Origin of the sequence: Actinomadura spongiicola (assembly GCF_003432485.1) — a bacterium.
In the GTDB taxonomy this organism is placed as follows: domain Bacteria; phylum Actinomycetota; class Actinomycetes; order Streptosporangiales; family Streptosporangiaceae; genus Spirillospora; species Spirillospora spongiicola.
In genome coordinates this window covers 569181-585347 of the sequence record NZ_QVNQ01000002.1, presented here as the reverse complement: position 1 = coordinate 585347, position 16167 = coordinate 569181, and the positions used below count along the sequence as shown (strand labels likewise).

Here is a 16167-nt window from a genome sequence, read left to right as displayed (position 1 = left end):
CGTCCGGCAAGACATCCCGGGTCGAAGGCCCGGCGCACGCAGCGAAGGAGTGGGCCCCCTTGTCCGCCAGCAGGATCAGCGTCATCGTGCTCTCCCATGGAGCCGGGGACTCCCTGCCCGCCACCCTGGAGTCGCTCGCCGCCCAGTCGCACGACGCGTTGGAAGTGCTCGTCCTGGACGACGGCACCGGCGCCACCGCCACGGCCGCCCTTCCCGACGACCGGTTCCGAATCGTCCGGGAGGGCGCGCCGAGCCGGGGCGCGGCACGCGATCTCGGCGTCGCCGCGGCCACCGGCGCGTTCCTGCTGTTCGTCGACGGCGGCGACGAGCTTCCGGGGCACGCCGCCGCGGCTCTTCTGTCGGCGCTGGACCGGTCCGGGTCGGACGTCGCGGTCGGCCGCGACGCCGTGCGCAGATGGACGGGCCAGGTGTCGCAGTGGCGGCCGCGTAAGGGCGCCGTGGCGCCCGTCACCGGCACCGACCTGCGGCGCACCCCGGAGCTGATCGGTGACCGGCGCGTGTCCGGCAAACTGTTCCGGCGGTCGTTCTGGACGGCGCACGATCTGCGGTTCCCCGACGTCGGCCGGTACGAGGACCTGCCCGTGACCGTCCAGGCCCTGCATCTGGCCACGGCGGTCGACGTGGTGCCGGACGTCGTGCTGCACCGCCGGGGCCGCCGGTTCCCGGTGACGACGGAGCCGCAGGAGATCGCGGACGGGTTCGGCGCCGTCGCCCTCGCCACGGCCTGGCTCGACGGCATGGGCCACACCAGGTCACTGCGGCGGCTTCAGCGCCTCGCCGTCGCCGAGGAACTGCGCGTGTTCCTGGACGCGCTGCCGGACCTGCCAGCCGAGGAACGCGACCAGGTCGTCGCGCAGGCCGCCGCGTTCGCGTCCGAGGTGCCCGCGAAGGTGTTCGCCGCCGTGTCCGCCCTGACCCGGCTGAAGTGGCATCTCGCTGCCACGGGACACACGACCGAGCTGGTGAAGGTCGTCCGGTACGAGCGGGGGAAGGCGTCGCCGTCGATCGTCCGTGACCCGGTGCGCCGGTACGTCGTGTACCCGTACTGGAAGGACTCCTCGCTCGGCGTGCCCCGCGACGTGTACCGGGCCCGCGGGGAGGTCAGGCTGCGGGGCCGCGTCCACGCTGTGACCTGGGAGGGCGACCGGCTCACCGTCACCGGTGAGGCCTACATCAACGCCGTCAGCATGCGCCGCCGGTGGACGTCGGTGAAGACGATGACGCTCCGGTCGGGTCGGAGAAGGATCGTCCTGCGGGCCCGGCAGACGCCGAGGCCCGGCAAGACCTCCGGATTCGCCGGTTTCGAGTTCGGGGTGGACGTGACCCGGCTCCGCGACCACGGCCGCTGGGTCGAGGGCGCGTGGGAAGTCCAGGCGTCGGTGTTCAACGCGGGCGTGCTCCGGCGCGGCCCGCTGCGCGGCGGCGGCTCCGGCAGCGGCGCGCATCCGCCGTACCGGTATGTCGCGGACGACGTCCGTGTCGTTCCGCTGATCGAGGACGACCGTCTCGTCGTGAAGGTCGAGAAGGTCCACGCGAAGGCGACCGCGCTGCGCTGGGACGGCGACGCGCTCGTCGTCGAGGTGACGGCCCCCGGGAAGGCGCCCGCCGACCTGGAACTGACGCTCGGTGATGACCGTGTCCACGTCCCGGTGACCGCGACCGAGAGCGGGTTCACGGCACGGATCGTCCCGGCGTCCCTCGAAGGCGCCCATATCCCACCCGAGCGGATCGACGACACCCGCGACTGGACGGTGTCGATCGGCGGGCGTCCGCTGGTCCTCGCGGAGGGTGTCGACGACGCCGAGCGGACGTTCGGCGCGCTGGAGGTCATGGCGGGCCGCGGCCCGAGCGGCTACCTGCGGGTTCGTCGCACCACGACCCGGCTCGTCGTCGGCGACTGCACCTGGCGCCCCGACGGTGCGCTCCTGGTCACCGCGACGCACCCCGCCCACGGCGGCGGGCAGATCGTGCTGCGCGGCCGCGGCCGCCGCAGGGAGCACGCGTTCGACCTCGTCGCCGACCCGTCGTCGGGCGTCCTGCGGGCGGAGGTGCCGGTGGCGGCCGTGCCGGGAGTCGCGGGCGTCCTGCCGCTGCGTCCGGGCCGGTGGGACGTGCTGTTCCGACCGCCGGGCGGCCGGGCGCTGACCGTCCGGCTGTCCCCGCACGCGCAGCGGCACCTGCCGGAGCCGTTGGAGGCGGCGCGGCGCGGCTACGCGTTGGAGGGACGCGACGGGCGCCTCACCCTGTCGGTGACCGGCGACGTGTCCCGGGAGGAGAAGAGCGCCGGCCCGAGGTACCGGGAGGAGGCCCGTCGCCGTGTGGCCCGCACCGGGTTGCGTGACGCCGTGTTGTTCTCCTGCTTCAGCGGACGGCAGTACTCCGACAGCCCCAAGGCGATTCATCGGGAGCTGCTCCGCCGGGGCACGGACCTCGAACAGTTGTGGGTGGTCAACGACGCGCAGGTGGAGCTGCCGAACAGCCTGCGGGCCGTCCGGCTGAACGGCAGGGAGTGGAACGAGGCGCTCGCCACGTCCCGTTTCATCGTGACGAACCACCGGCTCGGTGACGCGTTCCGGCGCCACCCTGACCAGGTCGTCCTCCAGACCTGGCACGGAACCCCGCTGAAGAAGATCGGCAAGGACATCAGGGAGGTGCACTTCGCCTACACGCCCGGGATGAAGAAGGCGCTCCAACCGAAGTCGACCGGGCCGACGGTCCCCGAGTGGTCGCATCTCCTCTCCCCGAACCCGTTCAGCACGGCCATCTTCCGCCGGGCGTTCGGATTCGACGGCGAGATCCTGGAGGTCGGTTATCCGCGCAACGACCTGCTGCACAGCCCCGACGCCGCCGCCGTCGCCGCGAAGGTCAAGGCACGCCTCGGCATCCCCGAGGGGAAACGGGTCGTCCTCTACGCGCCTACGTGGCGCGACGACCAGTACTACAGCCGCGGCCGGTACCGGTTCGACCTGCGCCTCGACCTGGAACGCGCCCGCGCCGCCCTCGGCGACGACCACGTTCTCCTCGTCCGGCTGCACACCAACGTGGTCGACGGCGTCACCGAGGACGAGCACGGTTTCGTCCGGGACGTGTCGCTGTACCCCGACATCACGGAGCTGTACCTCATCTCCGACATGCTGGTCAGCGACTACTCGTCGGTGATGTTCGATTACGCCAACACCGGCCGTCCGATGCTGTTCTTCACCTACGACCTGGCCGACTACCGCGATCGGCTCCGCGGCTTCTACTTCGACTTCGAGGCCGAGTCGCCGGGGCCGCTGGTGGAGACGTCCGACGACCTGATCGACGCGATCCGCGACGTGGACGCGGCGACCGCCGGTCACCGTGACCGCTACCGCGACTTCGCCGCCCGGTTCTGCCCGCTCGACGACGGCAAGGCCGCGTCCCGTACCGTCGACCGGGTCTTCGGGACGTCCCCCTGAAACAGCGCGAACGCGAGCGCCACACACGCGAACGGAACAGCGGGTTGTACGTACCGGTAGTCGAAGTCGGCGGTCGCCGCCGGAATGACCAGCAACGCCAGACATGTCCCCCATGGCAGCAGGGCACCCGTCGTCCAGTCCCAGACGGCGCCCTTCACCCGCCACCGCCCCTCAGACCGAACGTGCAGCAACACACCACCAAGCCCCCCGAGCAACAGAACCCCGAGAACGGTCCCCGGCAGAACGACACGCTCCTGGTACTTCAGAACCCACGCCGACCAAGGATCGACGACCTTCGTCCTGCCTCCCGGCCCGTACTCCCCCGCGATCGTCGCCTGCTCGTAGCTCCACGCCTCACCCTCGGGGAACTCGTACTGCCGCCACGTCCACGGCGTCGGGTAGGCCACCCGCCGCCACTCGAACGCCCGCAGGGTGTCGTGGACGACGACCTTCGCATAGTCGCCGGGCTGCGCCTTGATCGCCTCCCGCGCGAACTCGCCCGCGAGCGCGTTGCCCCGCTCCCCATGAATCCAGCCGGGAACGTCGCGGAACGGGGAATCGCCCGTCCACAGGGCGGCGAACGGCCGCGACACCCGCGGGTTGCTGCGCTCCGGACACATGATCTTCAGCTCGGGACGCGGTTTGATGACCCGACAGTCCGCGAACGTGGCGGTCCGCCCGTACAGCCAGACCTGTTCGGCCTTGGCCATCCTGAACTCCCCGTAAGCGGAATGGAACCAGACCACATAGCCACCGACCGGCACCGCGAACGCCACCGCCGCGACGCCGACACGCCACCCCGCGCCCCGCACCACCATCGCCACGAGGATCACCACGATCAACGGCAGGCCCGCCGCCCTGGTGACGGCCGCGAAACCCGTGAACAGCCCGGCCAGGGCTCCCAGCCACCAGGTCGTCCGGCGCCGCCACAGCACCGCCGCCACCGCCGCCAGCAGCAGGAAGGCGAACAACGAGTCCGACATGAGCATGTGTTCAAGCGCGACCTGATGCACCGGCAGAAGCACCGGAACGGCCAACAACGCCCCGAACCACGCCACCCGCGCGACACGCCACACCAACAAATAGACGAGCACTCCCATGAGCAGCCCGATGACGTGCTGCACCGACACCAGCAGCGTGAAACTGTGGAACGGCTTGAGCGCCCACAGCAACAACGAGTACCCGGACGGCCGCGTCTTGCTGGGCCGCAGCTCGATCGCCGCCGTAAGGTACCCCGGCGAGTCACCGAACCACAGCGGCGAGGGATAGCCCTTGACCGCGACGACCCGCACCACCACCGCCACCGCCATCAAGCAGGCGAACGGCAGATGAATCAGGATGGGCCGGGAACGCACCCCCAAAGCGCTACCCGCCGTAACGACGAACAACCCGCGCACAGTCACGACTCGACGACAATCCCTGAGGCCGCAACCGGACAGCGATACCATCGGACGGCTTCCGATGACGAAAGGGCACTCCATGGCGAACTTCACGCTCGACGACGTTCGGCAACGGACGTACAAGGCGCGTGACGCCTGGTGGACGGTACTCCTGGTCGATCCGCTCGCGTCCCGACTGGTCAAGATCACCGCTAACCGGACGCGCGTCACCCCGAACCAGCTCACCGTCGGCGCCCTCGTCCTCGGCCTGGCCGCGGGCGCGTGCTTCACCCAGGCGTCCTGGCCCTGGCTGCTCGCCGGCGCGCTGCTCTACCACCTGTCGTTCACCCTCGACTGCATGGACGGCAAGATCGCCCGGCTGAAGGGCACCGGCTCGGTGTTCGGCGCCTGGCTGGACTACATCTTCGACCGCGTCCGCGTCCTCGCCTGCGCGATCGCCCTGATGGGCGGCCAGTACCACGCGACCGGCAACACGGCCTACCTCTGGACCGCTCTAGCCGTCGTCTTCCTGGACATGCTCCGCTACATGGACGCGCTTGAGATCTACAAGGTCCGCGCCGAGATGCGCCGCAACCTCCTCGCCGCCCGCGAGGAGGCCCGCACCCTCGAACTCGCCGCCCGCCGCGCCAACGGCGAGGTCCTCGACGACGACTTCGACCGCGCCGAGGACCTGGCCGGCGACGCCGACATGGAGGACCGCGTCCTCGGCGACGACCCCGCAAACGCGGCCCTCCAGCAGGGCTTCTACCAGCGCTTCCCCTGGTACATCCGGGTCCGCAACGTGCTGCGGAGCGGCCGCATCCGCCCCCACCTGTTCAGCGGCATCGAGTTCCAGATGGGCGTCTTCATCGTCGCCCCCCTCATCGCCACCGTCGTCTCCGGCGCCATCATCCCCGTCGTCGCCGTCAGCGCCGCGGGCCTCCTCGCCTTCGAACTCATCATCATCTACAAGTTCTGGCTGGCCGCCCGCGACTACACCCGCACCCTCAAGACCCTCAACACCAAAATCGACACCTACCGCTCAGAAACCTCTCCCCACCCCAATACCACCCCTGCGACAACAAACTCCAGCTGACCTGAGCCGCCAACACGCGTATCGCTAAGGTGCGCGGCGAGAGGACAGTCCGATGGCTCTCCCAAGCCACTACATGACGGGCAGACACTCCCCCACTGAGGCGTCCCACGCCGCCACCCGCTCCACCTCAAAGACGCCGCACTTCTGCGGACGTATGATGATCCATGTGGCGAGCCGAGCGTCCCTTCTTTCCCGCGACAACCTCAGAATCCGCCTCGCCTGAGCGCTCGGCCGCCAGGCTAGGAAAACTCGAATTTCACCACGATACTCGCGTCTAGTGCAGCACTTGGAACTGATCTACCCGTAGACTCGACGGAAAACCCGAAGGAAACGCCGGGCAGCGAATATCTCGCCGCATTACACCGACCAAGAAGTCGACGATTCCACCTTCATAACGCCAATACTTAGTATCATCCGTGATCAGGATTGGCCATCTATTTGGATCGGGGTCAGAGGTCAACCAGAGACAATAGTCGCCGTTTTGCGTACCACCCCAATGGAACAGTCCGCCAGCATCGGGAAAAATCGGCATGCGCGGCACAAGCTTCTCATTTCCGAAGTCATCCACCAGGAGTATTCGATCGCTTTCGGCGGCCAGGTAACGCAGCGAGTCCAACGCACAGTTGACCCCAGCCAGGAATCCTTGCACATCCCCTCCAGGATGGGAAACACGCAAGAATCGATCAAATTCAAGGTCAGGATACTTCTGGAAAATACGTTTGTAATCGTCCGGAAACCGTAGACCGGCCGCACTTTCAAGCTCTGCCCACTGCACGTCCGGCCCACTGAACTGCACTGCACCGACCAATTGCTCGAGGTCAGCAAAATCCGCCACTAAGATTCACTCTTCCTGGTGGGTTCATCCTATTGATGAGACATCTGTCCAGATTGATTCCCGGCCGGCCGTCCTTGTACCTACCGATGGCCGTTAGCCGAATCTTGTCCGGCTTAGTGTTTCCGCGCCGATATATTGGACTCACCCAGTAACCGACCTGCTGGCCGCTCTCCACAGCCCTCGCGACCTGTCCCTCAAGTCCACTCATCACTGGGCTATTCACGGGGGACTGCATACAGGTAACAAGGTTATTCGGGTTAGTTCCATCACCACCCAACTGCTGCGCGATAAGGTGACACCGCGCGTACTTATGCTGCCTTGTTTCAGGAAGCCAGGGGTTGGTCGACCGGCCCTTGCTGTCAAGTTCCGGCCAACCCGGCGGCCTGATTTCTGGCTCGGCCAGGCTACCACCCTTGAGATCAGTCGGGGAGCAAAACTTAGCATATGCGCCCGAGTGATAGCCGTGTGAATCGAACTTCCCGTAGTCCTTGATCGACCTGCATCCGTCGTCATCATCCCTGCTGGACGTACCATGCCCCGAGCCCGAGCCTTCCTCCGTCACGGGTCTCGTAACAGGGGGCGAGGATCCGACGGGACTCAGGGGGATGAGAACGAAGTTATTCTGGGGATTCGGAGGGGTGACAGTGCTCGCAGGTGGTGGTCCTTCACCGACTCCCGACGGGATCTGGACGGGGAGCGCTCTAGGCGGGGCAAAGCCAGTCAGCGAAACCTGTCCGACGATTGAGCCCGCTTCGCTGACGGCATTGGCGCGAATGTTCCTTAGTGACTGGGCAGTGTCCCTGACCGCGTTGTGTGCCGTTGCCCTCGTGGGCATGCGTGAAGGCTTGGTTGAGATTCGCGAGTCGGGATCGGCGTAAGAGGGCTTGCGGAGCGTCGGGCTGATAACCCTGGCATTGTTCCGTGCGTCTTCCGCGGCACGACGCTTGGCTGCCGCCGTTCTCGCGCGCGCTCTCGCAATGGCCTGTGCTCGGGCGATCGCTGCTTGCTGCGCTGCCGACAACCCGCCGACGGCGGGAACATAGGGGCTACCGCGCCTAGGCACATACGAGGCCCCTTGTCCCCGCCCCCCGGAGCTACCGCCTGCCGGGCGGACCCCTCCGCCAGACAGGCACGGTGCGAGGGCGCATCTAATTCCTGGGAACAGCCAAGTGGGAAGGCCACCGTACGGACGCAGGGAGCGCAGTCCTACATATCCGGCTGTGCCTCCTCCAACCGTAATAGCACTCGCAGCTGCGTATGCGCGATATGCGCGCCATGCACGATATGAGCGGTACCCCGCATATCCCGCCCTGCCGAGCAGCAGTCCCGCCCCAACGGCTGCGACCGCCCAGTGGCCGGTGGGGTCGGTGTTGTCGTTGGGGTTGCCGTTGGCGTAGGTGTAGCGGTTGGCGTTCGCGGAGGTGGAGGTGGGGTCGAGGGTCCAGTCGTCGCGGCTGAGGAAGGAGCCGGTGGAAGGGTCGTACCAGCGGGCGGCCATGTTGACCTGGCCGGATGCCGGGTCGGTCCAGTCGCCCTGGTAACCGATGCCGGGTTTGGTGCCGGTGGTCGCGGTGGGCGCGCCGAAGGGGTCGTAGGAGACGGAGTCGGTAAGGGTGGTGAGCGCGGCGTTCGGGTCGAACGTGCCGAACACGTCGTCGTGTTTGTCGGAGAGGAGCACGCGGGTGTCCAGGCCCCGTGCGGTGGCCAGGGGCTCGTCGGACGGGCCGCGTGCGTAGCGGGTCAGGCCGTCCGCGACGGGGTCTGTACCCAGGCCCGCGTAGGTGAAGGTCGTGTCGTCGCGGGTGGCGATGCGGTCCAGGCCGTCGTAGGTGTAGGCGGTGGAGCCGAAGGCGACGAGCCGGTCGAACGCGTCGAAGGTGTAGGTCGTCGCCGGTGCGCCGGGAGCCTGTTTGGACGCGAGTGTGCCACGTGGCGTGTAGGTGGAGGTGACGGTGCCATCAGTGATACGGCGGTTGCGTTCGTCGAAGGTCGCGGCCGTGTCACCGGCCTTGATGCGGTTGCCGGAGTCGTCCCATTCGTAGCGGGTGGTGGTGCCGCCGCGAGTCCATGAGGTCAGGCGACCGGCGTGGTCATAGCCGTAGGTGTCCTCAGCCGCACCGGCGGTTCCGGTGGTCGTCTTACTGGTGGTCTGATCGTTGTCGTCGTAGGTGTAGGCGAGGGACGCGACGACCGCGCCTTGGCCGTTCTTCAAGGTGTCGTTGGCGATTCGGCCGAGGTCGTCGTAGGCGGCGGTGCGAACGCGTCCGGCGCCATAATCGATCTTGTTGGGTTGTCCGGCGGCGTTGTAGCCGAGGGTCTGGGTGGTGCCGGTGAGCCCCTCCCGGACGGAGGCCAGGCGACCGTGCAGGTAGCCGAAGTGAGCGGTGCCGGCGGTGTCGGAGCGGGTGGTGGGCTGGCCGTCCTCGTTGTAGGACCAGGTCGCCGTCCCGGACGGGCCGTCGGCGGAGGTGAGGAGGCCGCGGTCGTTGTAGGTATAGGTGTTGTCGCCTGAAGGGGCGTTGGCCTTGATGAGCCGCCCGGTGTTGTCATAGCCGTAGCGGCGCGCTGTGGTCGGGGCGGCTCCGGAGCCGGATTCGGTGAGGAGCCGGCCTGCCGCATCAAAGGTGCGTTCGCGAACCACCCCGCCTGGGGCGGTTACCTTGACCGGGTTTCCGGCCACGTCATAGGTGTTGATCCAAGTGCGCTGTGCCGGGTTCGGGTGCGCGGTGGTGGACGGCTCGATGATCGACTCGGGCAGGCCGAGCGGGTTGACCGTGTAGACGGTGTCGTTGCCGCGGCCGTCGGTGAACCGGGTGCGATTTCCTGCGGCGTCGTAACCGAACGTGGTGGTGATCGACTTTGTGTCGGTGACCGGTTCTGCCTGCTCGGTCAGCCGGTTCAGCGCGTCGTAGGTAAAGGTCCTGGTGTGGTTGAGCGGGTCGGTGCTGCGGGTGAGGTTGCCTGCGAGGTCGTAGCGGTAGCTGGTGCGGCGTGCCTCGGTGCCGTCGGGTTTGAGGTCGGCGGAACCAACGAGACGTCCGAACGTGTCGTATTCCAGCTTGCCTGTGCGGCCGAGACCGTCGCTTGTCCGGATCTGGCGTCCGAGGGCGTCGTAGCCGAACTCGGACACTGTTCCAGGCGGGCCGACCGTCTTGACGAGTTGGTGCGCGCTGTCGTAGGTCGCGGTCGTCCTGGCGCCGGTCGGTGAGATGGTGGTGAGGAGATTCCCGGCGTCGTCGTAGGTGGTGCGCGTGGTGTAGGCGGCCGGGGCCGGGATTCGTTCTATCTCTGTGGCGGTGACTGTGCGGCCGAGATCGTCGTAGGTGGCTTCGTCGCGGGCGCCGTTGGGATCGGTGACCGACAGGACTTCGCCGGTCCGGGTGTAGGTGTACTTCCACTTCGACCGGTCGTCATTGGTCTTGCCCGGCGCGTCGAGCTCTTGGAGGCGACCAAGACGGTCGTAGGTGTAGCGGGCTTCGTTCTGCCGGGGGTCGGTGATCTTTTCGATCTGTCCGATGGGGTCGTAAAACGTCGTGGTGGTGGGGGTCAACGGCGCGGCAGAGCCGGGCGGGGTGTAGGTCGGTGCGATCTCCTTGACCGGCTGCCCGAGGCGGTCGTACTCGGTGCGGGCGATGTTGCCGAGCGGATCCTTCGACTCAGTGGGCTCACCGAAGGCGTTGAAGCCCGTGACGGTCTCTGGCCTAGTGACGGTGGGGGTGCTTCCGCCAGCCTCGGCGGCGACGGGTGGCGACGTGACGGTGGTCAGGCGGCCGATCTCGTCGTATTTGTACGTGGTGGTGTACGCGGCTTTGTTGGCACCTTCCGCGTTGCCTCGGGGATCTGTCACCGAGGTGATCAGGTCACGTTGGTCATACGTGAATGACGTGACCTGCGCAGCAGTGCCATCGGTGATGGTCCGCTGGGTGACACGGCCTGGTGCGTCGTAGGTGTAGGCGGTCGTCTGCCCCTCGACGGGAGTCGTCCAGGGGACGTTGGACGGCGTCCCGTTGACTGTCTCTTGCGTGAGGTTGCCACCGACGTCGTACCGGTAGGTGGTGCGGCGAGCGAGGCCGGTTGGGTCGAGTGTCGAGGATTGAAGGCGCCCGACGTTGTCGTAGACGTTCTGGACGGTGTTCTTACCATTGCCAGTGACTAGCTTGGTCGGATTGCCCGCGCCATCGTATTCAACAGTGGACAGGACGAAATCGCGTTTGGTGCCGTCCGGGTTGCGGAAATTTTTGAGCGTCGCCGATTTCGGCAGGTCGTCGCCGTAATAGGTGAACTCGGTGCGGCGGCCCATGGCGTCGGTAGTGGCGACGAGGCGCCCGGCGTAGTCGTAGGCGCGAGCTTCGACGACGAGGTGGTCGCCCAACTCTGGTGCGCCGTCGGGGTCACCGTCGAAGTCGCGGAGTCGCACTTCGGCGAGCATGTTCCGGGCGGTGTAGGCGTACTCGTACCGGTTTCCAACCGCGTCCACCATGGCGGTGAGGTTGCCGAAGCGGTCGTAGTCGTAGCCGGTTTCGTGGCCGTGGGCGTCGGTGACACGCTCGACGAGGTTGTAGTCGTCGTAGGCGTAGCTGGTGACGCGAGGCTCACCTCCGTTGGTGTCTGATATCTGCGTCTTGGTGAGGTTGCCGTCGGCGTCATAGGTGTAGTCGGTGCGCTGCTGTTGCGCGGCGTTGGTGACGGCATTGCTGGTGACGGGCTGGGTGACGCTGGTCAGATTCGACCATTCGTCGTAGCCGTAGTAGGTAGTGACTCCCGCAGGGACGCTGTCGGACGTCTCGGTAACCGTTTTGCGGCGTCCGATGGCGTCGTAGCTGTATCTGGTGACCAGGCCGGACGGGTCGGTGACCTGAGCCAGGTCGCCTGCACTGGTGTAGGCGTAACGAGTGATGGCGCCGCGCGGGTCGGTCTCGGTGCGGATCAGGCCGCTGGGCGTGGTCCCGCCGCCGACCGCAGCCTCAGTTCCATTGGTGTAGGTATAGCTGACCTGGCCGCCGCCCTGGGGATTGGTCTGCACCTTCAGGTCGCCGGTAGTGGTGTAGGTGTAGCTGGTCTTGTAGCGGTTGTCAGTGGCGCTGGTAGAGCGGCCGTCGCGGTGCTCGATCGGCTTGTCGTTGCGTGGGTCTGACGGGTCGGTGACGGCTGGGAAGGTGTAGTAGGCGGTGTGGCAGACGTCCTTGGTACGACAGGTGGTACGGGTCAGGATGTTGCCACGGGTGTCGTAGGTGAGCTTGACCGAGTCGCCGTTCTCGTTAGTGATGGCGGTCGGATTCCGGCTGTCGTCGTAGGCGAACGTCCGGATGCCCATGCCAGCCAGAGTGACGCCCATCCAGTCCGGGACACCGCCGGAGTTCCCGGGCAGATCGGTGCAGAAGCTCGGGTCGCCAGGGTCGGGGGTGGTGCACACATAGGTGGGTGTTGGGGACGGGGTCGCGGTGGGAGTGGCGGGTTGCTTGTCCTCATCCCGGACGTCCAGGCCCATCGGAATGCCGACACGGATCATCTGGCCGGTCAGCGCGTCGGTCTCATACAAATAGGGGCGGTCCGCGGGGTCCCGGACCTCGACGGCGCGCCGCAGGTCGGCGGCGCCGCCGTAGACAATCGGCGTCTTGATTCTCCAGGTCCCGCCGTTGCCGTCCGTGTACTGGCTGACCCGGTCCTGGTCGGTGTCGTACTCGACCTCGGAGGCGGTTCTCCCGCTCGGTAGCGTGATCTTGGTGAGTTGGTCGGCGGCGGTCAGGGCCTGCGCGTAGTGCGCCGCGACCTGCTCGGGACCGAGCGGGTGATGATAGATCGCGACGTCGTCGATGGTGCCGTTGTAGAAGCGGCGCTGGGCGGTGCCCCACCCTGGCCAGGACGAGGGCGTGGATGCGAACGCCGCACCGATCTGGTTATGGGTGAGCGCCAGATGGTTCGGGGTCTGGCCCGTAAGCGTCGCGACCCGCTGCCCATCGACATAGAGCGTCTGAGTGGAGCCCATCGCCGACAGGACGGCGTGGTGCCATTTGCCATCGTTGACGATTTTGGTGGACGACATCGGCGAGATCGGCCCGCCGCTCCAGAACTGGCCGTGCAGCTTGCCGTCCGTCCCGGTGTACAAGGCCGGGACGCCTACACCGGACGCGGAGTCCAGAGGCTTGTCCTGATATCCGATCAGCGGACCGCCCGATCCGGTGGCATTGTTCTTGAACCAGACCTCGACGGTCAGGTCCCGGCTCTTCTTCACGGCCCCGCCAGGCAACTGCACCTGCGAGGACGAGCCATTGAAACCGGCCGCGGTGTTGTCAGTGCCGGCCAGTGCCCCGGCCGCCTCCAGGGTGACGTTCTTGTACGTCGCGCCGTCCTTGCCAAGATTGACGGCGACCTGGCTCGACGCGCCGACGCCCTCGTCCTCGCCGAGCCGCCAGTAGGATTCGGGACGGTCGTCCAACACGGTCGTGCGGTAATGCGACCCCGGCGAGTAGTCGTAAGTGGTGCAGCGTGACGCCGGTCCGCAAACCCTGGTGAGCAGATCACCGGTGTAGGTGTAGTTCCAGGTGAGGGGCGTGCCGTCGACCGGCGCGGTGCTGACGGACGCGACATGGCCGCCCGACCAGGTGAAGGTGAGTTCCCGGCCACCGGCAGCGGTAGCCTTGGCGAGCTTTCCGGTGAGCGGGTCGTAGGTGAGCCGGACGGCGTGACTGGACGCGTCGGTAATCGAGGTCAGGCGGCCGTTGACGAACTCGAATGTGCTGCCTGTCTTGTCGGTCAGCTTCCATTTCCCCGGCTCGACGGTGAGCGTGGCCTGGCGACCCATCGGCGGGACGTAGGTGCCGTCCGGGTTCTTGCCGTAGCGGACCTGCTGGCCGTCCGGATATCCGACGACCACGTTGCCAGAGCCGTCCCCGTCCTCGGTCAGTCGCATGTCAAACCGAGTCGCCCACCCGGCCCCGAACAGCGAGTTGCGGCGCGGGTCCAAGCTATTGTAGGTGCGCTCGACCGTGAGTTCCGGACCGACCGTCGTCACGCTGGCGTCGATCGCCGAAGTAGAATAATTGCCCGACGACGGCTCGAACTCGCGATCCTGCCCTTGGGCGAGTTGCGCGGTGATCTCCGGCTGCGGGATCGCGGTCTGCAGCATCACCCGGGGTGAGGGAACCTCGTTTCCGGCGTCTTTGACGAACACTCGCCACAGATACGTCTTGCTCCACGACAGTCTCCCGGCCGGAACCGTCCAGGCGTAGGTGGGGACATAACCGGAGTCCCAGCAGTTGACCGGCTTGTCGTCTGGCGCCTTCTCACAGATCTCGTACTTGTAGCTCAGCGACGTCCCAGGCGGTGCGTCCAGATCGACGGCGGTCGCCCACAGTTGCGGGGTCAGCGTCGGAGCCTGGTAACCGTTGGGCGGATACAGCTCCTGCAGGACCGGCGCAATGTCGATAATTTGGATGCGTAGCCGTATTGGTGGGACCTGCTCATCAGTGAACACCGGCCCGCCTTTACGCACCATCGTGAAATCGATGGAGTACGTACCGGGTTTCAGCGGTTTGATCACCGCGTCCAGCGTCGCTCTGTCCCCGCGGACGACATTGCCCGGCAGACTCGCCGAGCGTTGCTGGGTGATCAGCTTGCCCTTGCCGTCGTAGACTCGATATGCGAGGTAGTACGTGCTCGGCGTCCAGGTTTCAGCGCCGGTGTTGGTGACCCTCACCTTCACCTTGCCGCTCTGTGCCTGTGTGACCGGCGGATCGGGTACCGGGTCGGTGATCGCGTACGACGCGTTGTAGGGGCTGTGCGTCACGATCAGCCGCGGCGGGTTCTTCGTGTCATGGCCCGTAAACTTCTTCGCACCACTCCCATCGGACGACTCGTCCCGTACTGACAGGCCGTAGTTCGGCTGGGATCCGTTCACCCACCGCTGAACCAGATCACGTCCGCCCTTGCCCAGATTGAACGTCACCGGCTTGGTCGGACACTTCGACCTAGTCGCGCCGAACTCGATGTGTCCGTAGGAGAACGACTTGCGCGCTAACGCCCCACCGACCGACGGCCCCGGATAATCGAGCCCGGTCCTGCCCTCCCAGGCCTCGGTGACCGGGCGGACGCTCACCGGGCGCGAGCGACAAGTCGAAGAGTCGTGGTTCACCATCCACAACGTCGCGCCGAAAATCTTGTGGTACCTCAGCCGGGCGCTCAGCCCGGGAAAGCCCAGATAGGCGGCCGAGCGGGACCCAATCGTCAGTGTCTGCCCGCCATCGACCTGGCCACTGTCGTTGACCGTCAGGCTCGTGGACGCCGCATTGATCTCGACACTGGGGTCGACATCGACGGGAAACACCCGCGCGGGGTCGGCCAGCCATTCCGGGTCGGCGGTCACCTGCAACGCGGGCCTGCCGCCGACAGACACCAGGCTGTAGGACACTTTCGTCGACGTCGCGGGCTCGGCGGCCGAGTCGGTCATCGAACCGGCCGGAACAACCGCCTTCGTCTGCCCGGACGCGTCGACGAACACGACCTGGTCACCGGTGACATGCGCGGTGAGCCCCTTGAGCATCAGGGGAAAGACAAAGGTGCCCGGCGCCTGCGGCGACCGCAGCACAAGTGTCTCTTTCACCCGGCCCGAGCCGACGTCGATCCTCAGGTCCGTGTGCGGGCGCACGTCCGGGTAGGTGACTCCGCGCTCCTCCGCTCGCCCCGATGAGGCTCCGGCACCCTGCAACGCGTAGCCGATCTCCTGGCCGCCGCCGATTCCCAACCGTACGACCGGCGCGCCGTTGGCCGTCGGAGCGAGCCTGATGTCGACTGAGTCGGCCGCGTTTCGCCAGCCCTGTGCGGGCGCGCCGTCGGCACCAACCTTGCCGCCGACCGGGACGAGCCGTGGGTCGACCGGCGCCCAGGAACCATCCGGCCGTCGGTAATGGATCGGCCGGGAAGAGAACTCGGTTGATTCGGTACCGTCGGTGTTCACGTACGTCCGGGCGTGCGCGTCCCGACGTTCGGGCAACTCGCGGCTCGTTGCGGCGTCGAAACCCGACACCTTGCCCGGGTTCGGCGTAGGCGGGGCGACCAGGGCCGCGACGTTTCGCGGCGGCCGTGGCGATCTCGTCGACGTGGCCAGCGGATACCGCGATCTCAGCGACTTCGGTTCCGTACGGTTGCGCCCCGGGACCGCGATGTCCCCGCCGCGTCCCTTGGCCGAACCCCATGACTGCTTCGGGCCATGCGGATCCGGGAGATCCCGCCATGCCGACAACGCATCGTGCCCACTGCTGTCGAGCGTGGCGACCAGCGACAGGACGAGCACCAGGGCGATAGCCCGGAACACCGTGGAAGGCCGCCCGGTCCGCCGTGTGCGTCCACCGATGATCAGCCGCTTCGGCCGCGTCATGTCCCACTCCCGGTCACCGGACG

Annotated in this window: 5 protein-coding genes; 2 read left to right on the top strand and 3 right to left on the bottom strand. The window is 67.0% G+C overall.

Annotated features, from left to right (window positions below; translation table 11 throughout):
• Positions 1–59: 59 nt before the first annotated feature.
• On the top strand, positions 60–3461 hold the full coding sequence (locus D0T12_RS07315; protein WP_117398678.1) for a bifunctional glycosyltransferase/CDP-glycerol:glycerophosphate glycerophosphotransferase: 3402 nt from the start codon (positions 60–62) through the stop codon (positions 3459–3461).
• Here the strand turns inward: D0T12_RS07315 and D0T12_RS07310 are convergent.
• Complete coding sequence (locus D0T12_RS07310; RefSeq protein ID WP_117398677.1) at positions 3371–4816, bottom strand: hypothetical protein; 1446 nt, start codon at positions 4814–4816, stop codon at positions 3371–3373. The two genes, D0T12_RS07315 and D0T12_RS07310, sit on opposite strands and share 91 nt — an antisense overlap.
• A gap of 124 nt (positions 4817–4940) precedes the next feature.
• On the opposite strand from D0T12_RS07310, the gene D0T12_RS07305 reads away from it, so the two are divergent.
• A complete protein-coding gene (locus D0T12_RS07305) occupies positions 4941–5936 on the top strand; it encodes a CDP-alcohol phosphatidyltransferase family protein (RefSeq protein WP_117398676.1) in 996 nt (331 codons plus the stop codon).
• A gap of 274 nt (positions 5937–6210) precedes the next feature.
• Here the strand turns inward: D0T12_RS07305 and D0T12_RS34800 are convergent, their stop codons facing one another.
• Both D0T12_RS34800 and D0T12_RS07300 read right to left on the bottom strand, forming a co-directional pair.
• On the bottom strand, positions 6211–6771 hold the full coding sequence (locus D0T12_RS34800; protein WP_147339424.1) for an SMI1/KNR4 family protein: 561 nt from the start codon (positions 6769–6771) through the stop codon (positions 6211–6213).
• A complete protein-coding gene (locus tag D0T12_RS07300) occupies positions 6755–16144 on the bottom strand; it encodes a LamG-like jellyroll fold domain-containing protein (RefSeq protein ID WP_158581437.1) in 9390 nt (3129 codons plus the stop codon). Before D0T12_RS07300 ends, D0T12_RS34800 begins: the two co-directional genes overlap by 17 nt.
• Between the last annotated feature and the right edge of the window lie 23 nt (positions 16145–16167).

What these genes read in the sequence shown, in the direction of transcription:
- D0T12_RS07305 (WP_117398676.1), top strand. Translation starts at nt 4,941, where the DNA reads ATGGCGAACTTCACGCTCGACGACGTTCGGCAACGGACGTACAAGGCG.
- D0T12_RS07300 (WP_158581437.1), bottom strand. Translation starts at nt 16,144, where the DNA reads ATGACGCGGCCGAAGCGGCTGATCATCGGTGGACGCACACGGCGGACC.